Raw genomic sequence first — 20,680 nt, 5'->3', positions numbered from 1 at the left:
ATACACAGTGCACAGTGCGAAGAATAGAAATGGCTATGACCCAACAAGATTGCGTGAACTGCAAGAAGACCGGCTTGGCGATCTTGCCTGTTCGCTACACCGTCCTGCCACATACCGTTCCCGCAAAACTGCCCGAGGGAATTACGGGCGCGGGTGTCACGGATGTCCCGTTGACTACGCACCGATATGGGTTGCGCACGCTTCGGGACGGTTGGCTTTATCTCTACTATGTCGCGAGTGCGAGAGGTCCCGGTCGTTGGGAGGTGTACAAGGTGACCGAGGACGGACGTCTGTGGAAACAGTCGCGTCCCTTGCCTGCGACACCCACCACGCATCCTGCATGTGCTCAATGCGCGATTGCTGTGCCAATGGATGTCATTGCGATCGAGCATCCAGAGAAATGCACCGATCGCGTCTACATTGCGTTCTCCGAGCATGCGTGGATCGAAGACACCTTCAAGCAGTACGAGTCGGACCAAGCGCTGCTCAAGAAACGTATGCAGTGGATCGAGCCGTCCAAGTGGCTCAAGGATCCCACGGATCCGCAAAAGCACGCTACTGTTGCGACTCAGCAGAGTATCGACAGCATCATCGAATATATGCCGGGTCTCGATCCCAAACTGCTCGTGCCGAAAGACGAGCCGTTGACGGATAAAAGCGGCGCGTACAAACCGGCGCTGATGGCGCGCGAATCGACGCGTTACCCGCTGCACATCCGCCAGGCGTCGCCGCTTTCATCGAGCGAGTCGCTGGTCAAGCTGATGAACCAGATCGGCTCGACTGGAAAAGATCAGCATCATCCGCCGATGATGCTGGCCTTGTGGGACGGCGTAGGCAACGTTCACGAACTCAACGACTTCCGCAACGATGCCGGCAGCATGCTGGCCTTGTATGTCAATGAGCGGGCTGTGCAGATCGACGCAATGCAGTCGATCGATGCGGCCGAAGCCGCTGTGCGCAATGGGGCGGTGGCGTTCAAGAGCCGCTTGCGCTCCGGCATGCAGGCCGGCTGGGAAAATATGATGAACAACCCGGGGGCGATGGATGGCATCCCGAGCTTCCCTATGCTGACTCCGCAGCAGGAGGCGGCTTCGGCGAAGCGGATACAGGATGCCGGCGTGATCAGCCCGGAGGAAGCCAGGAAAATTGGCGATGCCGAGTGGCCGAAATACGAAGACAAGCTGGCGCTGAAAAAGCTCAGGGATTTTCGGCCCTGGTTCAAGTCGATGCAGGATGCGGTCACCGCGATTCAGGCCAAACGCGCCCCCGATGTGGAGGCGTGGCTGAAGGCGCCTACCTTCATCACGACGTTGCACGACTATCACGAAGAAAACGCTGGCGATGGTCGCGAATTTGAAAAGGTCATCATTCAGGCAATCAGCGGTTTGCCTTCGGAGGAGCATGGCGAGGCCATTGTCTACGACCTGGTGAATAACATGGACCCGACGCAGCCCGCCAGTCTCGTTTGGCGCGCCTTTGCCTATAACCAGAAGCATCCGAAAGCGGAGATCAAGGCGCTTCTGGCGCAGGCTATTGCAAACAAGACCACGAAGCCGGATGCGACCGGCGAGGTCATCGAGAAGATCAGCAAGGTACTGGAGAATCTGAAAACGTTCGTTGAGTTCCGGGAAAAGATGAGCGAAGTCCACGAACATGAAAACCCTGTTTCCGTATCGGAGAAGTATTTGAAGAATATCCACGGTGACGGTCTCATCATCACGGTGGGCAACGCGCTTTTCAAATGGACGGGGTTGGGCGTTTTAGGAGATTGCGCGGGCACGTTCATGATCCGTGGCGCACTCATGATGCGTGTGGGTATCAGCAAGCAGGATACGATCGACCTCGTCAAACAAGGGTTTAAAGTCGAGCCCGCATTGCGTTTGAAGCTTGATCAGGGATACCGGGCACTCAGAAGCCAGGGCATTGCGGCGAAGGACGCTTTCGTGAGAACGGTGCAGTCGCTTGCAGAGGACGAAGGCGGCCAGCTTTATCGTGCGAAATGGGCGGCGGTCAAGCTTACCGAGGAAGGCAAGGCGATCAACCTCGGGGTAAGGATAGGCGGAACGCTTGCGGTGATCGAACTGTTGGGCTTCGGTTGCAATCTCGCGAAAGCAAACAAGAAGGGCGAGGATTACGCGATGCTGGTGGCAGGCGGATTCTCGTCGATGTCGGCGTGTTTGCAGGCGTCGAGCAAATTGATGGCGGGGCTTGGGAAGGATGCCGGGCGCACGCTGACTAATTTGAAGGCGATTACGGGGTATTTTGGTGGTGCTTCGTCATTGATTGGTGCTGTGGTGGATTTTGGGAAGGCATTCGAAAGTGCCGGGAAAGGTGCGTACCCCGTCATGGCCGGATACTTTCTTAAAGGTTTGCTCGGATTTGGGGTAACGGCCGCAAATTTCCTTACGGCGTTGACCTCATCTGCTCCGTTGGTTGCGCGGATTACCGGTGCGCGAGGTGTTGTCTTTATTGGTAAAGTTCAAGCAGGTATTGCCGGAGCAACCGCTCGATCGAGTGCGCTGGCTGCCGATGAAACAGGGGGATGGCTTGCACGGCAACGAGCGGCAAACGCTGTCGGAAGAATTGCAGTCGGCACAGTCGCTGAAGAAGCTGGTGTAGTTGTCGGAGAACGTGCTGCATTATTGTTGATTGGTCGGGTGGTTTTGTTCCTCGCAGGTTGGGAAGTTGCTGTAGCACTTGTTGTATTGCAGGTGTTGATTGCATATTTTTCGGACAATGAACTACAAGCATGGTTTGAGAAGTGCTCGTTTGGCAGATATCCGGAGAGTCCGTCCTGGGCAGCGGATAAACAGCATGAGGAATTTGAAAAGGCTTTGGCCGCTGTCGGCTTGAAGACCAGTGAGGGCATGTAATGACGACGAGCACTGTGCAGCCACCTTCTACGGTCCTGCTTCGCGGGCGCATTGACAATCTTCGAAAGACGCGTCGCAGTCAGGACTTCTTTTTTAATGATGCGGATCGTGCCAGGATGGGCGCGACGGCGGTCGCGGCGGGCTTGGCCGGCTTGGGTGGCGTAGCCGTAGGGCTAAGCGGCATGGCAATGGATACCACCGAGGAGGCAGATCTGCTGGAGTTCGATCTTGGCGGTGAGCCAGTCAAGGGGTGGGTATGGTGTTCGGTATTCTCAGAAGGCGATGAAGTGGAACTTGTTGCTGAACGCTGGGGCGAAACGTGGCAAGCATTCGGTATTCGACGAATCGCCGACAAAATCGTAGCACTCCATCCACACTGCAGTCGAGGTCGCTTTGCTCACTACCGGGCTTCGTTCAAGTGGGGCGGCGTCTTCTTTGCATCACTGTTGATCGCGGCATATTTCGTGATGGCCTGCTTCGCAATTTTCAAAGGTGGGGTCCCAATCGAGAATTTGATTGTAGGTTGTGTTATATCAAGTTTAGTTTCCGCGACAGTTTTTGCCTTTATCATCTATCGTGTTTCACGAAAAATGATGGGCTTCGTTCTCCTGGCCGAAGGGATATTTGAGGGATTCGGTTGGAAAAACCCTAAGAGTATCGATCTTCCCGCAATTACAAAGAAGGGAAAGAAACCCGGAGATCCGGGTGCGCTGGGCGTGCTGTATTTTCGCTACTGAGTCTACGCTGATGGAAACCGGTTCTCCACTCGGACAGTTGTTTCGCGGACGCATCCACAATCTGCGCAAGACGCGTTGCAGTCAGGATTTCTTTTTCGGCGATGCTGATCGAGCCAGGATGGGAGCGACCGCCGTCGCGGCAAGCTTGGCCGGGCTAGTCGATTGCGTCATTGAATTAGCACCCCGTCTGTGTTCAGATCTAGGTCATGGGAAAAATGAATCTGACAGATATTGAGCGGGAGCAACTGCTGTCGGCGGCGCGTAGCCGGACGGTGCGTGCGGCGGACGTGCGACGCGCGAAGTTGATCCTGATGCTCGAGGACGGCGAGTCGCGTGACAGCATCATGCGCACACTCGGTTGTGATTCTCGCTTCATCGCGCGCTGGTCGGCGCGATTCCTCAGTGAGCGGCTGGCCGGCATGTATGCCCGGCACCCCGGGCGTGCGCCCAGGCAGCCTCCCGCGAGACTGGAAGCGCGGGTGCTCAACCGAACCCTCAAACACAGGCCTGCCGACGGTTCGACACACTGGAGCAGCTACAAACTCGCGGCAGAACTCAGCGACGTGTCGGTCTCGACCGTGCAGCGCATCTGGCGCAAGCACGGCATCAAACCGCCGCAGCTGGGGCGGCACATGGTCTCCAACGACCCGGATTTCGAGGCCAAGGCGGCCGACGTGATCGGGCTGTACCTGAACCCACCGGCGCACGCAGCGGTGTTCTGCGTGGACGAGAAGACCGCGATCCAGGCGCTCGACCGCAAGGACCGGATGCTGCCGCTGTCACCGGGGCGTGCCGAGAGCCACGGCTTCGAGTACAAGCGCAACGGCACGCTCAGTCTGTTCGCGGCATTCAACACCGCCACCGGCGAGGTGTTGGGCAAAACGGCAGCACGCCACACCAGCGAACAGTTCGTGGCCTTCCTGACCGACGTCGTCGCCAGCCAGCCCAAACGCCGCGAAATCCATGTTATCTGCGACAACGTCAGCAGCCATAAGACGCATCGGGTCGCCGAGTTCCTCGATGCGCATCGCAACGTGCGCCTGCACTTCACGCCGACCTACTCGTCGTGGCTCAACCAGGTGGAGAACTGGTTCTCGCGCATCCAGCGCGATGTTATCGCGCGCGGCATCTTCACTTCGGTGAAGGATCTGGATCGCAAACTGATGCATTACATTCGCGAGCACAACAAGAACCCGAAGCCGATCAAGTGGAAATATGACGATCCTTCGCGTCGGATTCGAGTGGTGCCAATTCAATGACGCAGCGGACTAGCGGGCGTCGGCGTTGGGCTGAGCGGCATGGCGATGGACACCACCTAAGAGGCCGATTTACTCGAGTTTGAACTTGATGGTAAGCCAATCAAGGCGTGGGTCTGGTGGTCGGTGTTTGCGGAGGACGACGAGGTAGAGGTCGTTGCCGAGCGTTGGGGCGACACTTGGCATGTGTTCGGTATTCGAAGAATTTCGAACAGGATTGTGGCGCTTCATCCACACTGTAGCCGAGGTCGCTTTGCGCACTATCGGGCGTCATTTAAGTGGGGAGGCATATTCTTTGCCGTGGCGATGATTGTGATTTATTTCATACTGGCCTGCTTCGCGATCTTCAAAGGTGGAGTGCCAATTGAAAATTTGCTTATAAGCTGTGCACTTGGAACTCTGGGATCGGCAGTAATGTATGCCTTCATTACGTACCGTGTCTCACGAAAAATGATGGGTTTCGTCCGCCTTGCCGAGGGAATCTTTGATGGATTCGGCTGGAAGAATCCCAAGAGTATCGATCTTCCCGCAATTACCAAGAAGGGAAAGAAACCCGGAGATCCGGGTGCGCTCAGCGTCCTGTATTTCCGCTACTAACATTTCCGATATCGACCCTGAATCGCCGTTCAAACGGCGGAATCATCCACCCACGAAATCTCCCATGACCAAATCCCTGATCTGCAACGGCGACCCCACCACCACCGGCGGCCACGTCATCGCAACAACCTCCAGCTTGTACGACGGCAACAGACGCATCGCGCTGGATCAGGAAATGGCGACGTGCGGCAATTGCCCGGGCGAGCATCCAATCCGCGCCACGGGCACCGACACGCAAGACAACGGCCGGGCGTGCGTGCTGGATGGCGATCTGGTCCAGTGCCCGTGCGAAGCGAATCACGTCACAGCTAGCGCCAACGCCGGCTGTACAGTAGCCTGAAAAACACCCCTTCAAACAAGCGGCGCCGTACCGGGCCTCGGTACACACCGCTGAATTTCCACCCCCGTATTCGCGGAAAGCACGACCAGTTGCCGTCGAGCCCGACCAGGCCAATCGCAGTTTCGGTCTTCCCGGAGCCGGCGTTTTTCTCGGCCTGCATAAGAATCCAGTAAGGGCCCGTGAGCTTTTCGGAGCTGCCGTGCATGAGCGAAGTGAATGGGTGGATGGCCATTTTTCTCGTTCTCCCCGTTGTCACGTGGACGGCATTGACCGACCAGATTTCGCTGCCCGCTACCACCGTTTTCGGCATTTGGACTGGATATGCGCCCTTGACCGGATCGCGCTTGAGCTGCAGCGAGGCAAGCCGGAACAGATTGACGACGGGGGTGCAATGGAGCTGGATATTTTCTGCGGACAAGTGTTTCAATCGTTGCGCAGGCCACGAATCCGGATGAACGCGACGAATGGCGAGGTGCAGCGTCATATGCTGACCGGAGCCTGCGGCGCGCGTGAGCGCCTTGAAATCGAGGTCGACGAAATCGAATTTTTTCGGAAACGCAAAATATTCGGTCAGCAGACGCAAGGCGGGTTGAGAGGTATCTTCATCGATCAGCTTTTCTGTGTCGTCGTAGCCAACTGCTGCGAGCGGCGATGCATTCAACTGTGTCCAGCGACCCGTGGCATTTTCAACGAAGGATCCCACTGTATTCAGCATCATGGCATCCATCGTCGTGCTGACGATTTCACTCTGACCATCAACATAGATGCGCAACGGACCCGCGATGTCCTCGATGCGAAAATCCGGGCGAATCACCGCGAAGGTGATGGAGAGTATCCCGGTCGTGCCGGCGGGCAGCACGACGCCGGACGGAATAGTGCTCGTAGTTGGCGTGTAACGTGCATTCGATATACGCACGGGCGAAAGCGTCACGTCGTGGACGGTCCGGAAGCGATAGCCTGTTGTCTTGCTGCTGATTTCGGTGCCGCGTGGAGTGGTGGCGGGCTTGCTGGTCTTGTCGAACGTGTCCGCGATGTCGAACCGGATAATCGCGCACGCGGGAAGCGGCCGCAGGTACTGCGGATACACCATGCCGAGCAGCGCGTCCGTAAACTCCGGATAACGGTATTCGAGCCGGTTGTCGAGGTTCGCGGCCAGTAGCGCGAACGACTGCAGGAGACGCTCGATATGCACGTCCTCGGAGTGGTCGCCGACGATGCCGAGGCGCGCGGCCATCGTGGGATGGCGCGCCGCGAAAATCGCCATGGACCGGCGCAGCAGTCCAAGTTCTCGTTCGTAGTTCGAAAGCAGATAATCCATCGTTCAAAAGAGGGCGGTGGTGCCGACGTCATGGTACGGAGTTGATCGCCGGATAGACCAATATGTCCCCGCCACTTGCGCAGGGGCAAATGGTCCGATGGAGATTCCGCGATTTAGGGGCGGTTCACGAATCGGTAGCGCTTACGGCACTCAAGGCATAATTCCCTACGCGAACTACCCTGTAATATTTGAAAGCTCCCATGGTATTGCACCGACCTTCCGCTTTCGCGCGCCAAATTGCACGAATTGCGCTGATCGCGCTTTTGTCCCCGCTTTTGTCGCTTGCCCTGGTTGCGCCCGCGCTGGCGTTTCCGGCTGTCACGATCGCAACCGCCGCGACCGCAAGCGGCGTGGACGCGACGTCGCCCTCCATTTCGCTGACCGATGCGCAAGCGCTGCTCAAGCAGATGCAGGCCAAGCAGGACAGCATCAAGCAACAGACCTCGACCGCGACCGGCAGCAAGGATCTCGATGCGCTTTCTGACGCGACCCAGCAACTGAGTACCGACGTCGACAAATTACGCAGCCGGATCGTGCCGCTGCGCGCCCAGGTGCAGGCTCAACTCGATGTGCTAGGGCCGGCGCCTGCTCCGGGCGAGCCGCCCGGCACCCAGGCGGTGGCCCGCCAGCGCGCCAGCCTGAACGCGCGCAAGGATCAGATCGACGCCGTGCTGAAGCTGGCCGACGACCAGAAAAGCAATCTCGACATTCTGTCCGCGCAGTTCGCGAAGCTGCACCGGGGCTTGCTGAAAAACCAGCTCGCGCTGCGCTCGGGCGGCATTTTCAGTGCGCAATTCTGGGTGCCGCTCCTGCATCAGCCGCCCGAGGACGGGCAGCGTCTCGACGCGTTCGACGCCCAGGTGCGCGAGATGTTGCGCTCGGTCTGGGAGCCGGGTCAGCGCTTCCTGACTTCGCTGCTGTTGATGGCCGCGCTCGTGATCTGGCTCGGCGGGCGCAAGCTCGTGCAGCGCGCGCTCGCATGGTTCTGTCTGCACCGCTTGCCGCCGACGCGTCTGCGCCGCAGCGCGCTTGCACTGTCGATGGCCATTTCCACGCTGCTGGCAACGTCCATTGCGCTGCAGGTCCTCTATCTGGCGCTCGCGCGCCGCGTCGATCTCACCCCCGCGCTGAGCGACCTGTGGGGCGAATTCACGAAGCTCACGCTAACTTGCGCGCTGATCTCGGGGCTAGGACGCGCGCTGTTGTGCACCAATCATCCGTCGTGGCGGCTGCCTGCGCTGGCCGATCCGGTGGCGCGTGCGCTGCGGCCGTTTCCGAGCACGCTCGCGATGCTACTGTTCGTCGCCGGTGCGGTGGAGGCGATCAACCGCATCGTCGACACGAGCCTTTCGGTCACGCTGCTCGGCCGCGGCCTCGTTTCGCTCGTCACGGTGCTGACCATTGGCGCGGCGCTGCTGCGTGCGAACCGTGTGCGCGCCGCGATGGCCGCGGCCGGCGAGGCGCCCGAATCGCACTCGACGGTGGCGGGGTTGATTCACGCGGGCACCGCGCTGGCGATCATTGCGTCGCTGATCGCGCTGGTGATCGGCTACATCACGGTTGCGCGCTTCATTACCTACGAACTCGTATGGTTCGAGATCGTGCTGTGCAGCATCTACGTGCTCACGCAGTTGAACCGCGATATCTGCGCGAGTCTCTTCAGCGCGAATTTCTCGTCGGGCAAGCAACTGAAGAATCTGCTCGGGCTCGAGGACAAGCATCTCGAACAGGTGCAAGCCGTGCTCTCGGGCGCCGGCACGAGCGTCCTGATGCTGCTCGCGGTGGTGGCGCTGTTGACGGGCGGCTTCGGCACGACGCCGGCAGATCTCCTCAACAGCCTCATCGGCATCATTGGCGGGCAGCGGCTGAAGAGCCTCGATATCATGCCCGCGCATATCGTGAACGCCGTGATCGGGTTCGCGGTCGGCTTTTACCTGCTGCGCTCGGTGCGCCGCTGGCTCGACCAGGAATTCATGCCGGCGCTGGGCATGGACCCCGGCATGCGCATGTCGCTCATCACGCTGTTCACGAACGTGGGCTATGTGCTGCTGGTGCTGATGACGTTCTCGCTGCTCGGCGTGCGCTGGGACAGCCTCGCGTGGATCGTGAGCGCGCTCTCGGTCGGTATCGGCTTCGGCCTGCAGGAGATCGTGAAGAATTTCGTCTCGGGCCTGATCCTGCTGACCGAGCGGCCCGTGAAGGTGGGCGACCGGATCAGCATCGCGGACATGGAAGGCGACATTCGCCGCATCAACGTGCGCGCGACCGAAATCCAGCTGCTCGACCGCTCGACGATGATCGTGCCCAACTCGCAGCTGATTTCGCAGAACGTGCGCAACGTCACCATGGGCGACAGCACCCAGGGCGTCGCCACGCTGGTCTTGACGTTCCCGCTGGATACCGACCCGGAGCAGGTGCGCGACCTGTTGCTCGAGGTCTATCTCGAGCATCCCGATGTGCTGACCGAGCCCGCGCCATCGGTCCTGTTCAGCCAGCTCACGCCCCAGGGCATCACGCTCAGCGTGACGGGTTATGTCGGCAGCCCGCGCATCGCCGCCAAGACCAAGAGCGATCTTCTCTTCGCCATCCTCAAGCAATTGCGGGCCGCCGGGATCACGCTTGTGAATCCGCACAAGGTGATGGTGCAGAGCTGGCCGACGCCGGACTCGGCACAGACATAGACCGCAATAAGGCAAGCCGGCTGATGATTCATGAGTTCAAGACGATTGAATTCAAACGGTCAAATGGCGATTATTTGCCACAAAGCAGGAGCAGGCGCTCCTGGTCCGAGCACGGCCGACCGGTGATTTTCTGCTGGGCGGTGGGGCCTGGCGGCATCGCGGCCTGCGTCGTGGCGCGATGCGCGATACACGCTCTCAGGCGCCGCTCGACAGGCGGATAGTATTGCCACCCTTTGCCAAGGCCCGGCAGTTCGAGCTTCACCTGCTTCCATTTCGGGTGGCCCTGGCTCTGCAGATTGCCGAAGTTCTCGCAGAGCGAATCGGCAAATCGTTTCAGGTTGCCAACCGTGTCGCGCAGATTGTAGTCATACGTCACGAGAAAGGCCTTGACCGTCCATGTCGGTACGTCTTCTTTCAGCCAGTTCGGGTAGCTCGATGCATGAATGGTCGCGGGAAAATAGGTTTGCTTCGCACGGGCCGTTTCTGGGGCATTCGGGTCGACGCGCAGGAAGCGGATTTGCTGAAGCAAGTCGGGGTTCATATCGGTGAAGAGCTTCGCGGGTTGCCCCGCGACGACAATCGCAACGTCGATCTTCTTTACGATCAGCGCGGCCAGGGCATCTTCGTTGCTCAGATTCTGTGCGTTCTGCGCGGGAATCTGCTGGCCGAACATGAGGCGGTACAGTGTCGTTGCGGATTGTGCGGTTCCGCTGCCGATCAGGCCCACGCTGATCACCTTGTCCTTGATTTCGTTGATTGTCTTCATCGGCGAGTCGTTTCTAACAACGAAATAAATTTCCTCGTCGTAGAGGGGCATGATGAGCCGCAACGGGCGAATCGTCGTGCCGGCCTCTTCGTTGCCCGATTTGGCCATATCGACATAGGCCTGATAGACGTCCGATTGGACGAGCGCGAGCTTTACGCCCGGTTCGAACCGCATGCGCTGCACGTTTTCCGCCGACCCTTTCGAGGGAATCACGGCGAGGTCGATGCCGGCGGGTTGCGCGACCCATTTTGACAAGTCCTGGCCGATCTGAATGTACGTGCCTCGCTCCGGGCCCGTCACGATCTTATAGTGTGCTTCTGCGTCTGCCGTAGCGCTGGCGGCGAAGGTGGAAAAAAACAGGGCAAACGCGCCCGCGAGGGCCGCCAGGGTCGTTTTCAGCATGGTCTGTCTCCCGCATGGAATCTGATGACCAACAGACGTTCAATATGATATGGAATCCTGCTCAATGCGCGCCATTTGCCGGCGCCGGGCGTTTCCAGCCATCTTGCACGATCGCTCGCTGCTGCGTATCGACGCTGTTGTTATTTTTATTGCTGGCCGGACTGGCGGCGTGGGCGGCAGCAGATGGAGTCGCGGCGGACGCCATGGCGTTGGCGTTGGGCGCACCCGGCGGATTCGGTGGGCTCAGCGGTTTCCAGCCCGTGGCGAGGATGACGCGTTCCATCAACGCTCGCGCGCGCTGGCTGTTCGAATCGATCGCGAGCGCTTCCGATGCCTTTTGCCGCACGCAACCCCAGACATGCTCCGACGCGCATTGCTCTGCGATTCGCAACGCACTGTCGCGCCGCTGGTCGCGTGGATTGTCGGATATATCCGTGAACGAAGACATGACTTGCGGTTTTGTCGTGGCGGATTGCGATCCCGTATCGGCAGCCGTGGGCAGCACACTCGCTTGTTGCGCGAGTGCGTCATGAACAATGGGGCCGCCGGAAGCATGTGCGGTTTGTTCGTCAACGGCACTGTCGGGCTTGCGGATCTCGGCGACCAGAAGATGCGCCGCGTAGGCGATGGCGAGAAAAATGCCGGCGAGCAACAAGCCTTTCGTAAAGATCCAGCGCGGGATGAACCAGGATGGCGTCCCGGGTCCGGGCGGTCCGTCCTGGTATTCGGGCTTTACTGCTGCATGATCGGGTGCAGGCTCGCCCGCGGGTGCGCGCTTCGTCGCCGCAGGCGCGGGCGGGCCCGCCGCCAGGGGGCCAGGAGCGCCCGGCATGATTCTCGCGCGCGCATCCAACGCAATCCTGTCGAGTGGATGATTCACGCCGCAGTAAGGGCAAAGGTCGACGTCATCGTGGAGCACGCCGCCGCAGCGCCTGCACGCCGGGCGAAAACTCGGGTCACGTGAAATCTGAGTGGACATATTGATGCTCCACCGATATGCCGATGCCGTTCGGCATGTTCAGAATCGTCGTCGAAGCGATCGGCGAGGCGTCGCTGAAGCCACGATCTGCATGTGCGAGAAAGCGGAGGCGTTGGTCCGTGCGCCGCCGCTGGTGAGGAAAATATGGGTGATTTCCCACAGCGAGTCAACCGCAGCTGTTACCTACCGCACATATGCGTTTTGGAAGTGTTACTTGAACGGTTGCATCGCGCGTTTTTTTAGTATGCATGTGCCGTACCCATGCGTGGGGCTGCCTGTTCATAGACCGGGAACAGCGCTTCGGTTCGTGACATCTATTTCCTCGAAAGCTGGGAAAGTCCCGGCCATTGACCATTTCGAGGAGAGACACATGAAAATCGCAGGCAGGTTGTTGTGCACCGGGTTTGCACTGGCATTTTCATGCGCGCCCGCGCTGGTGCGGGCGCAGAGTGCGGGCCCGACCGATCCCCAGATTGCCGCCATCGTCGTGGCCGCGAATCAGACCGATATCGACGCGGGCAAGCTCGCCGAATCGAAAACCCATTCGCAGGAGGTTCAGGCGTTCGCGCAGCGCATGGTCGCCGATCACACGAGCGTGAACCAGGCGGCCGTCGACCTCGTGCACAAGCTCGGCGTGACGCCGCAAGACAATCCGACCAGTGACAGCCTCAAACAGGGCGGCAAAGCCAATATTGCGAATCTTCGGTCGTTGCACGGCGCGCAATTCGACCGTGCCTATATCGATCACGAGGTGAGCTATCACGAGCAGGTAATCGATGCGCTCGACAAGACACTCATTCCCGGCGCGCAAAACGCTGAATTGAAAGCGCTGCTGGTGAAGGTGCGGCCTGCGTTCGTCGCGCATCTCGACCACGCGAAGCACGTGCAGGCTGCCATGGCGAGAGCGCAATGAACCGGCTGCCGATTGTCCGCCGGTTTGCTCGAGTCGGCGCTTGCGGGATTTGCGCGCTCGCGCCGATGGCCTTCGCCGGGGCCGCCGCCGCAGGCGATCACGTGGTGGCGATCGCGCAAATGCGCTTTAGCCCGCCAATCGTGAAAGTGCATCGCGGCGAGCGTATCGTGTGGGTCAACCAGGACCTCGTGGCCCATACGGCGAGCGCGCGGACGAAGATCTTCGATTCGGGCAGCATCGCGCCTGGCGCGTCGTGGCGATACGTTGCAAGCACGCCCGGCTCGTACCCGTACCAGTGCCTGTTTCATCCGGCTATGCGTGGCACACTGATTGTCGAGCCGAAACCATGATGGAACGAGGAACTGCAATGCCGGACTCGCACGTGAGCGCATTGGACGATGCCGACGCGGATATCGTGCGCCGCGTCGTGGCTGGCGATCTCGCGGCCTTCGAGTTGTTGATGCGCCGCCATAACCGCCGCCTGTTCCGGCTCGCGCGCGCCACGCTGCGCAACGACGCCGAAGCGGAAGACGCATTGCAGGACGCGTATCTGAAGGCGTTCAGGGCGCTCGGGCAGTTTCGCGGCGATGCCGCGCTCGCGACGTGGCTCTCGCGCCTCGTGCTCAACGAGTGCTTCGCGCGGATGCGCCGCGAGGCCCGCCGCCAGCACCTGATGCCCACGCTTGTGCATTGCGCCGACGACGAGCAGATGGCTTTCGATATGGACCCGATCAACGCTCACGACGATGTTGCCCCCGACCAGGCGGCCTCCCGCGCCGAGATCCGCGCGCTGCTGGAGCGCAAGCTCGATGCGCTGCCGGTGGGATTTCGCACGGTTTTCGTGCTGCGCTCGGTCGAGGAGATGAGCATCGAGGAAACGGCGCAGTGCCTGGGCATCCCCGAGGCCACGGTGCGCAGCCGCCATTTCCGGGCCCGCCAGATGTTGCGCGACGCACTGGCAGAAGATGTCGATCGGCTGGGGCCGGCGCTGTTCGAATTTGGCGGCTCGTGCTGCGACCGCATCGTTGCCGCCGTGCTCGCGCAGCTGGGCCGGATCTAGCGGCGCAGTGAATCAATGCATGGGTCGATGCGTGCGTTGTCGAACACGCACGCTTGACCGATGAGCGTCCGCGTCTGCGAAAATCGGCGGAGAATTCACACGTGCGCGCCAGCCGGCCAGCGTCATGCCTTTCTCCTCCGCGAGGTCCGCGATGATTTTTCGCCAGCTATTCGACTCCGTTTCGTCTACCTATACCTACTTGCTTGGCGATGTCGAAAGCGGCGAGGCGCTGCTGATCGACCCCGTCTACGAGCAGGTGCCGCGCGATCTCGCGCTGTTGCAGGAACTGGGCCTGCGCTTGCAGGTGACGCTCGACACCCATGTGCACGCCGACCATGTGACCGGCGCGTGGCGCTTGCGCCAGCGCTGCAGCAGCGAGATCGCGCTTGCGGCCACGGTGCATGCCGAGGGCGTGACGCGTCCACTGCAGCATGGCGACCGCGTGGCGTTCGGCAAGCGCTATTTGAGCGTGCGCGCAACGCCGGGGCATACGAGCGGCTGCCTGACCTATGTGCTCGACGACGAGAGCATGGCTTTCACCGGCGACAGTCTGTTGATTCGCGGCTGTGGCCGCACCGATTTCCAGGGCGGCAGTCCGCAGCAACTGTTTGCGTCGGTGCGCGAGCAGATCCTGACGCTGCCCGGCGACTGCCTGCTTTACCCCGGGCACGACTATCGCGGCATTACGGTCACGAGCGTGGCGGAGGAGCGGCGCTTCAATCCGCGCCTGGGTGGCGACGTGGATCTCGGCGATTTCGCGGGCTACATGGACAACCTGAACTTGCCGCATCCGAAGCAGATGGCCGTGGCGGTGCCCGCCAACCTGCGCTGCGGAAAGCCGGAGGGCGAGGCACAGGCGGCGATGGAGACGCCCGACTGGGCGCCGCTGACCTTGCGCTTTAGCGGCGTATGGGAAATCGAGCCCATGGCGCTGCTCGAGCATGCCGCCGATTTCCAGATCGTCGACGTGCGCGAGGTGCCGGAATTTATCGATCGTCTCGGCCATCTGCAAGGCGCGACGCTGGTGCCGCTTTCGCAGTTGATGGGCCGGCTCGATGAACTCGACCGCGAGCGGCCCGTGGTGGCGGTGTGCCGCTCGGGCGTGCGCTCGGCGCAGGCGAGCGTGCTGCTGGGCAAGGCCGGCTTCGGCAAGGTCGCCAACCTCGCGGGCGGCATGCTGCGCTGGAAGGCCGAAGGCTTGCCGGTTGCGACGGACAGCGTTTAACCCCCGTTGCGCCGTTCAATGCCCCAGCCCCGACCTGGCGATCTGCTGCTCGACGAATTGCGCGAACAGGGCGTGCATACGCGTGGTCGGATGGAGATCGTCGGCGAACATATAGGTCTGGTCCGCATTGGGCGTGACGTAGGTGTTCGGCGAGCATAGCAGCGCGGTGTCGTCAGGCGTTTTCGCGGGATCGCAGGCCTGCGCGGTGTTGGACACCGTGAAGCCGTTCGCCTGGTAATTGGCGATCAACTGCGTGGCCCACGTGTACGAATCGATCTCGATGACCTTGCCTTGCAGGCCATTGCTTTGCAGCGCGGCGTTCAATGTCGTGTTGAAGCGTTGCGACAGCTGGGTGAGGTTCGCGCCGTGGTCGGCCTCGGCGATGCCCTTGGGCGAGAGGCCCACGTTCGGCACGTTGACCACCACGACGTGCGTGGCGCCGCTCTGGACGATCTGCGCGACGATCTGGGCGAGCGTGCTGGCGGCCTGGTCCACGGTCGCATTGGCGGCAGGTGGCGTGCCGGCGCGCAGCACGTCATTTGAGCCGGCCCAGACCAGCACCAGTTGATTGGCGTTGAAATTTCCATGCGCGGACAGGTAGCTCGAAACCTGCTGAGTCACGGGCATTTCGACGTTGCCGATCACGTTGGAGAGAAAGTCGTACTGGTTGGCCGGCGTGGCCACGGTGGAGCCGCCTTCCGCGTAGCCCAAACCGCTTTGCGCGCTGAGCCGGTGGTCGATGCCGATCGTGTACGCCGCGCTCAGGTTGTCGCCGTAATACTGCGCAACGTTTTGCGTCCACACCTGGCCGGGATTGGTCGTGAAGCGGCCGCCGCCCACCGCGCTGGCTATTGGCGCATAGGTGCCGACATCGGAAAGGCTGTCGCCGAAAGAGACGATTTGCAGATGCACGCCGCCGGGCGGGGGAGCTGCGCTGGGGGCTGGGCTGTTGCCGCCTCCACCGCCGCCGCACGCGCAAAGCAGTGCAAGCAGGATTGTCGAGGTTATTGCAGAAGTTACACCGCGCAGGTTGTTGCGGGTTCGTTGCATCGCGCCTCCTCGCCGCACAAGGCGGCCATGCCCGCATGGCGGGCTCGCGCAGGGGGAAGAGGCAAAAAGGGTGCCCGCTCCACAGGCGGAGATTTTTTCGTCATTCGTTTATTTGTCCCCTATAGCCGCTTTCGTGAATGCGCTTGATCAATGAGGCTCTCGAACTGGTGCTTGCAGCTAGCACGCGTCTCGCGGGTAGCAGCGGCCAATCCACCACACTGACCGGCGGCAGCGTTGCGGCTCTGCCGCCGGGTCGACCCATTACGCTGTGGCCGAAGCGCGAAGGCGATTGACGATCTGGTTATCCTTGCCCTGGACCAGTGGACTCAGGGAAATGTTGAATTCGATGTCCTTGTACGTGTCGGCCTTCAGGCCCAATGCCGTACCACCGGTTTTCTCGACGACGTGAGGAATCAGTTCCTCACGCGTGGCGTAGGCGAAGTCGTCCCAGATCAGCGGATCGCCTTCGATGTTGAACTGCGTCGTGAGCTTGCGGTGGCTGTCGCTGGTGACGAAGAAGTGCACGTGCGCAGGACGATTGCCGTGACGGGCAATTTCGTCGAGGAGTTGCTGAGTCGCCCCTTGGGGAGGACAGCCATAGCCGACAGGCATCAGCGTGCGGAATTCGTACTTGCCGTCGGCGCCGGTCTTCACTGCGCCGCGCAGGTTGAAGTCGCTTTGCGCGCCCGTCGGGTCGAAGTGCGAGTAGAAGCCCTTCGAATTCGCGTGCCAGCATTCGACCACGGCGCCAACGACCGGCTTGCCATCCGGACCGGTGACGGTGCCGTGGATGATGAGCGGACCCGCATCGGCGTCGGGATTGATGTCGATCCTCGAAACGCCATCGCGCAGGGGCGCGCCCGCCACATACAACGGACCTTCGATAGTGCGAGGTGTACCGCCGTCAATGCCGATCGCCTTGTCCGAGGCGTCCATGCGGATGTCGAGATATTTTTCCAGACCAAGGCCTGCGGCCAGCAGGGCCGCTTCACCGTCCTGGCCGAGCTTGTTCAGATAATTGATGCCGGTCCAGACTTCGTCGGGCGAAATGTCGAGATCGTCGATGGCCTTGAAGAGATCGCCCAGTAGACGGTGGGCGATCTGCTTGAAACGTGTGTTTCCGTCGTTGCCGTCAATGTTTGTGGCGGCCTTCAGCAGATTCTGAACTTCCTTGGTTTCGAATACTTTCACGCTCATGATGACTGTCTCCAGTTGGTATTGGGGGGTGGCGCGGGTGAGCAGGGGCATCCTTTAAAACATCAGCATTTCCGGTTCACGCGTCGCCGTCACGGACCGACGACGGATGGCGACACAACGGGGTTACTTCAATCTCCATGTACGGGAACAGCGGCAAAGCGCTCAGGAGGTCGTGGAGCTCCGCGTTGCTCCCCACGTCGAAGATGCTGTAGTTCGCGTACTCGCCGACAAGACGCCAGATATGGCGCCACTTTCCGCTGCGCTGCAACTCCTGCGAGTACTCCTTTTCGCGCGCCTTGATTTCGCTGGCGACATTGGCGGGCATGTCGGCCGGGATGTTCACATCCATGCGTACGTGGAAAAGCATCGTCAATTCCGTTTATCAGGTATCCAGATTATTTGGTGGCTTTCATGAAGCCGTCACGGGTAAAGCGCTTGACCTTCGCTTCGTCCAGTTCGATCCCCAGGCCCGGGCCGTTCGGCACCGTCAGCTCGAAGTTGCTGTAGTCCAGCGGGGTCGTCAGAATTTCTTCGGTGATCAGCAGCGGCCCGAACAGTTCGGTGCCCCACTGCAGGTTGGCGAAGCTAGCAAACAGGTGCGCCGACGCCACCGTGCTGAACGCGCCTTCGAGCATCGTGCCGCCGTACAGCTCGATACCCGCGGCGTCCGCAATCGTCGCCACCCGCTGCGCCGCGAACAGTCCGCCGCTTTGCTCGATCTTGACGGCGAACACATCGGCGCCCTCGTTCTTCGCGATCTCGAACGCGCTTTCCGGTCCTTGCAGGATTTCGTCGGCCATCAATGCGACCGGGAAACGGCGCATGAGGCGCGCCAGCGCCGCGGGCGAAGCCACCGGCTGCTCGACCAGTTCGCAGCCGGCTTCCGCCAGCGCCGGAATCGCCCACGCCGCCTGCGTCTCGCTCCAGGCCATGTTGACGTCCACGCGCACGGCGCCACGATCGCCCATCGCCTTCTTGATGTCGGCCACGTGCTTGATGTCGGTCTTGAGGTCTTTCGCGCCGATCTTCAGCTTGAAGATCTTGTGGCGGCGCACTTCGAGCATCGCCTCGGCTTCGGCGATGTCTTTGGCGGTATCGCCCGAAGCGAGCGTCCATGCTACCGGCAGACGCTCGCGGCGGCGGCCGCCCAGCAGTTCGCTCACCGGCACGTCAAGGCGCTTGCCCTGCGCGTCGAGCAGCGCGGTTTCCAGCGCGCACTTGGCGAAATGATTGACCTTCACGAGCTTGCCCAGTTGCGCCATGAGCACCTGGATTTGCGTGGCGTCCTGGCCGATCATCGCGGGGGCGAAGTACGCGTCGATCGCCAGCTTCATCGCTTCCGGGCTTTCGGGACCGTAGGCCATGCCGGCAATCGTCGTACCTTCACCAATGCCAGTTACGCCATCGCTGCAATACACCTTCACCAGCATCAGAGTTTGCCCGTACATCGTGGCGACGGACAGCTTGTGAGGGCGAATCGTCGGCACATCGACGAGGCGGGTTTCGATACGTTCAATCGTCGTTGCGGTCATGGCAGAAGATCAGTGGTGTACGTGGAATCCGGTGGACATCAGCCCGCGGGCGCTTGAACTTGGTGTCTGTAGCCCCGATGGGCATGTTGGGGCGCTGACGGCATTAGATATCCGGGCCCGCGCGAGCGCTATCCGTCTATTGGACACTCACTATCCGTTTTTTCCGGCGCGGCGCGAAACGCCAGGCGCCGGGCCGGTTGTGCGGCGTCGCGAAGACGCTTCCAGCGAAGCGGAAAAAGCTGCAAAAAAAACGGATAGCGAACGGCGACCAGGTGGATAGCGTCCGCACCGAATCGGGTATTCAATCCAGTTCATCAAGACCCCGGTCGCAAGACCGCTGAACAGCAGGAGGAGAACCCATCGTGAGTGCAGAGAAAAACACGTCGCAATGGCAGGATTTCATTGGCGGATGCCTCGATTTCCGCCCGGCGGAGGGCGTCTATCGCATTGCGCGGGAGATGTTCACGGAGCCCCAATTGTTCGACCTGGAGATGGAGTTCATCTTCGAGAAGAACTGGATCTACGCGTGCCACGAAAGCGAGATCCCAAAGCCCCACGACTTCATGACGATGCGCGCGGGCCGACAGCCGATGATCATCTCGCGCGACGGCAACGGTCAGCTCAACGCGATGATCAATGCGTGCCAGCATCGCGGCGCGACCCTCACGCGTATGGGCAAAGGCAATCAGTCGACCTTCACCTGCCCCTTTCATGCGTGGTGCTACAAGAGCGACGGACGTCTGGTCAAGGTCAAGGCGCCGGGTGAATACTGCGATGACTTCGACAAATCCTCGCGCGGCCTGAAAAAAGCGCGCATTGCAAGCTACAAGGGCTTCGTGTTCATCAGCCTCGACGCCGATGCGACCGACACGCTCGAGGACTACCTCGGCGATGCACGCATCTTCTTCGACATGATGGTCGCGCAATCTCCCACCGGCGAGCTCGAGGTGCTGCAGGGCAAATCCACGTACACGTATGAAGGCAACTGGAAGCTGCAGAACGAAAACGGCCTCGACGGGTACCACGTGAGCACGGTGCACTACAACTACGTCGCCACGGTGCAGCGCCGTCAGGAGGCCAATGCACAAAGCGGCGGCTCAACGAGCGGGACGCTCGACTACAGCAAGCTTGGCGCAGGCGATTCCGAGACCGACGACGGCTGGTTCGCATTCAGGAACGGCCATAGCGTGCTGTTCAGCGACATGCCGAACCCCAGTGTGCGTCCGGGCTACGGCAGCGTCATGCCGCGCCTCGTCGAGGCACAGGGGCAGCAGAAGGCCGAATGGATGATGCATCGCCTGCGCAACCTGAACATCTATCCGAGCCTGTTCTTCATGGATCAGATCAGCTCCCAGCTTCGCATCGTGCGTCCGGTCGCCTGGAACAAGACGGAGGTCATCAGCCAGTGCATCGGCGTGAAGGGCGAATCGGATCAGGATCGCGAGAGCCGCATTCGGCAGTTCGAAGACTTCTTCAATGTTTCGGGCATGGGCACGCCGGACGATCTCGTGGAGTTTCGCGAGCAGCAACGCGGCTTCCAGGCGCGCCTGGAGCGCTGGAGCGACATCTCTCGCGGACACCACAAGTGGGTGGCAGGCGAGACGGCAAATACGCGCCTGCTCGGCATCGAACCCGTGCTGTGCGGCACGGAGCTGACCCACGAGGGGCTTTACGTCAACCAGCACGGTGCGTGGCAGACCTACCTCATGAAGGGGCTCGCACAGAAGTCGAACGTTACGAAGGAAGCCTGAATC

Annotated in this window: 17 protein-coding genes and 1 pseudogene; 11 read left to right on the top strand and 7 right to left on the bottom strand. The window is 60.8% G+C overall.

The annotated features are described in order from the left end of the window. The first annotated feature begins 29 nt into the window (after positions 1 to 29). The 5 genes and pseudogenes from P5W99_RS27025 (at position 30) to P5W99_RS27005 (ending at position 5,803) form a co-directional block, all read left to right on the top strand. Complete coding sequence (locus P5W99_RS27025) at positions 30 to 2,873, top strand: T6SS effector BTH_I2691 family protein (RefSeq protein ID WP_434665227.1); 2,844 nt, start codon at positions 30 to 32, stop codon at positions 2,871 to 2,873. Then, on the top strand, positions 2,873 to 3,610 hold the full coding sequence (locus P5W99_RS27020) for a putative type VI secretion system effector (RefSeq protein ID WP_421027851.1): 738 nt from the start codon (positions 2,873 to 2,875) through the stop codon (positions 3,608 to 3,610). Before P5W99_RS27025 ends, P5W99_RS27020 begins: the two co-directional genes overlap by 1 nt. 206 nt (positions 3,611 to 3,816) lie before the next feature. Next, entirely contained in the window at positions 3,817 to 4,869 is a 1,053-nt protein-coding gene (locus P5W99_RS27015; protein WP_434664674.1) for an IS630 family transposase, read from the top strand. Positions 4,870 to 4,872: 3 nt separating this feature from the next. Next, positions 4,873 to 5,463, top strand: a pseudogene (locus P5W99_RS27010) (putative type VI secretion system effector); the annotation flags it as partial. Positions 5,464 to 5,527: 64 nt separating this feature from the next. Then, positions 5,528 to 5,803 (top strand): PAAR domain-containing protein, encoded by a 276-nt coding sequence (locus P5W99_RS27005; RefSeq protein ID WP_421027850.1) that lies wholly within the window; start codon positions 5,528 to 5,530, stop codon positions 5,801 to 5,803. Here the strand turns inward: P5W99_RS27005 and tssF are convergent. Beyond that, complete coding sequence (gene tssF, locus P5W99_RS27000) at positions 5,772 to 7,121, bottom strand: type VI secretion system baseplate subunit TssF (RefSeq protein WP_434665223.1); 1,350 nt, start codon at positions 7,119 to 7,121, stop codon at positions 5,772 to 5,774. The two genes, P5W99_RS27005 and tssF, sit on opposite strands and share 32 nt — an antisense overlap. Before the next feature lie 200 nt (positions 7,122 to 7,321). Between tssF and P5W99_RS26995 the strand changes: the two genes are divergently transcribed. Next, positions 7,322 to 9,802 (top strand): DUF3772 domain-containing protein, encoded by a 2,481-nt coding sequence (locus P5W99_RS26995; protein ID WP_421027849.1) that lies wholly within the window; start codon positions 7,322 to 7,324, stop codon positions 9,800 to 9,802. 70 nt (positions 9,803 to 9,872) lie between these two features. Here the strand turns inward: P5W99_RS26995 and P5W99_RS26990 are convergent, their stop codons facing one another. Together P5W99_RS26990 and P5W99_RS26985 are read right to left on the bottom strand one after the other, a co-directional pair. Further along, positions 9,873 to 10,970, bottom strand: coding sequence for a TAXI family TRAP transporter solute-binding subunit (locus P5W99_RS26990; RefSeq protein ID WP_421027848.1), 1,098 nt, complete (start codon positions 10,968 to 10,970; stop codon positions 9,873 to 9,875). Between the two features lie 61 nt (positions 10,971 to 11,031). Further along, positions 11,032 to 11,622 (bottom strand): hypothetical protein, encoded by a 591-nt coding sequence (locus tag P5W99_RS26985; RefSeq protein WP_421027847.1) that lies wholly within the window; start codon positions 11,620 to 11,622, stop codon positions 11,032 to 11,034. Between the two features lie 697 nt (positions 11,623 to 12,319). On the opposite strand from P5W99_RS26985, the gene P5W99_RS26980 reads away from it, so the two are divergent. From P5W99_RS26980 to P5W99_RS26965, 4 genes are all read left to right on the top strand, one after another. After that, the gene (locus P5W99_RS26980; protein ID WP_421027846.1) at positions 12,320 to 12,862 is read left to right on the top strand and encodes a DUF4142 domain-containing protein; all 543 of its coding nucleotides are present in this window, start codon (positions 12,320 to 12,322) and stop codon (positions 12,860 to 12,862) included. Beyond that, a complete protein-coding gene (locus P5W99_RS26975; RefSeq protein ID WP_421027845.1) occupies positions 12,859 to 13,212 on the top strand; it encodes a cupredoxin domain-containing protein in 354 nt (117 codons plus the stop codon). Before P5W99_RS26980 ends, P5W99_RS26975 begins: the two co-directional genes overlap by 4 nt. A 17-nt stretch (positions 13,213 to 13,229) precedes the next feature. After that, entirely contained in the window at positions 13,230 to 13,922 is a 693-nt protein-coding gene (locus P5W99_RS26970; protein ID WP_434665219.1) for an RNA polymerase sigma factor, read from the top strand. Between the two features lie 151 nt (positions 13,923 to 14,073). Further along, positions 14,074 to 15,147 carry an MBL fold metallo-hydrolase gene (locus P5W99_RS26965; RefSeq protein WP_434665217.1) on the top strand — a complete coding sequence of 358 codons (1,074 nt, stop codon included), beginning with the start codon at positions 14,074 to 14,076 and terminating at the stop codon, positions 15,145 to 15,147. A gap of 15 nt (positions 15,148 to 15,162) precedes the next feature. On the opposite strand, the gene P5W99_RS26960 is transcribed toward P5W99_RS26965, so the two are convergent. The 4 genes from P5W99_RS26960 to P5W99_RS26945 all read right to left on the bottom strand — a co-directional run bounded on the left by P5W99_RS26960 (position 15,163) and on the right by P5W99_RS26945 (position 18,926). After that, positions 15,163 to 16,197, bottom strand: a complete 1,035-nt coding sequence (locus P5W99_RS26960) for an SGNH/GDSL hydrolase family protein (RefSeq protein ID WP_434665214.1) — start codon at positions 16,195 to 16,197, stop codon at positions 15,163 to 15,165. 261 nt (positions 16,198 to 16,458) lie between these two features. Continuing rightward, positions 16,459 to 17,394: a catechol 1,2-dioxygenase gene (gene catA / locus P5W99_RS26955; protein ID WP_421027841.1), complete on the bottom strand. Its 936-nt coding sequence runs from the start codon at positions 17,392 to 17,394 to the stop codon at positions 16,459 to 16,461. Positions 17,395 to 17,470: 76 nt separating this feature from the next. Further along, positions 17,471 to 17,761, bottom strand: coding sequence for a muconolactone Delta-isomerase (gene catC / locus P5W99_RS26950; protein ID WP_421027840.1), 291 nt, complete (start codon positions 17,759 to 17,761; stop codon positions 17,471 to 17,473). Between the two features lie 28 nt (positions 17,762 to 17,789). Next, positions 17,790 to 18,926, bottom strand: a complete 1,137-nt coding sequence (locus P5W99_RS26945) for a muconate/chloromuconate family cycloisomerase (RefSeq protein WP_421027839.1) — start codon at positions 18,924 to 18,926, stop codon at positions 17,790 to 17,792. Positions 18,927 to 19,288: 362 nt separating this feature from the next. Between P5W99_RS26945 and antA the strand changes: the two genes are divergently transcribed. Further along, a complete protein-coding gene (gene antA / locus P5W99_RS26940) occupies positions 19,289 to 20,677 on the top strand; it encodes an anthranilate 1,2-dioxygenase large subunit (protein ID WP_434665209.1) in 1,389 nt (462 codons plus the stop codon). Positions 20,678 to 20,680: the final 3 nt, after the last annotated feature.

Origin of the sequence: Paraburkholderia sp. A3BS-1L (genome assembly GCF_051125215.1) — a bacterium.
Lineage (GTDB): Bacteria > Pseudomonadota > Gammaproteobacteria > Burkholderiales > Burkholderiaceae > Paraburkholderia.
The sequence above is the reverse complement of the archived record's forward strand: the minus strand, read 5'-3'. Positions and strand labels throughout refer to the sequence as shown.

Bases quoted from the DNA above. Each gene is read 5' to 3' on its own strand.
- tssF (WP_434665223.1), bottom strand. From the start codon at position 7,121: ATGGATTATCTGCTTTCGAACTACGAACGAGAACTTGGACTGCTGCGC.
- P5W99_RS26960 (WP_434665214.1), bottom strand. From the start codon at position 16,197: ATGCAACGAACCCGCAACAACCTGCGCGGTGTAACTTCTGCAATAACC.
- catC (WP_421027840.1), bottom strand. From the start codon at position 17,761: ATGCTTTTCCACGTACGCATGGATGTGAACATCCCGGCCGACATGCCC.
- P5W99_RS27020 (WP_421027851.1), top strand. From the start codon at position 2,873: ATGACGACGAGCACTGTGCAGCCACCTTCTACGGTCCTGCTTCGCGGG.
- P5W99_RS27025 (WP_434665227.1), top strand. From the start codon at position 30: ATGGCTATGACCCAACAAGATTGCGTGAACTGCAAGAAGACCGGCTTG.
- P5W99_RS26975 (WP_421027845.1), top strand. From the start codon at position 12,859: ATGAACCGGCTGCCGATTGTCCGCCGGTTTGCTCGAGTCGGCGCTTGC.
- P5W99_RS26980 (WP_421027846.1), top strand. From the start codon at position 12,320: ATGAAAATCGCAGGCAGGTTGTTGTGCACCGGGTTTGCACTGGCATTT.
- P5W99_RS26995 (WP_421027849.1), top strand. From the start codon at position 7,322: ATGGTATTGCACCGACCTTCCGCTTTCGCGCGCCAAATTGCACGAATT.
- P5W99_RS26965 (WP_434665217.1), top strand. From the start codon at position 14,074: ATGATTTTTCGCCAGCTATTCGACTCCGTTTCGTCTACCTATACCTAC.
- P5W99_RS26990 (WP_421027848.1), bottom strand. From the start codon at position 10,970: ATGCTGAAAACGACCCTGGCGGCCCTCGCGGGCGCGTTTGCCCTGTTT.
- P5W99_RS27015 (WP_434664674.1), top strand. From the start codon at position 3,817: ATGGGAAAAATGAATCTGACAGATATTGAGCGGGAGCAACTGCTGTCG.
- P5W99_RS26970 (WP_434665219.1), top strand. From the start codon at position 13,230: ATGCCGGACTCGCACGTGAGCGCATTGGACGATGCCGACGCGGATATC.
- P5W99_RS26945 (WP_421027839.1), bottom strand. From the start codon at position 18,926: ATGACCGCAACGACGATTGAACGTATCGAAACCCGCCTCGTCGATGTG.
- P5W99_RS27005 (WP_421027850.1), top strand. From the start codon at position 5,528: ATGACCAAATCCCTGATCTGCAACGGCGACCCCACCACCACCGGCGGC.
- catA (WP_421027841.1), bottom strand. From the start codon at position 17,394: ATGAGCGTGAAAGTATTCGAAACCAAGGAAGTTCAGAATCTGCTGAAG.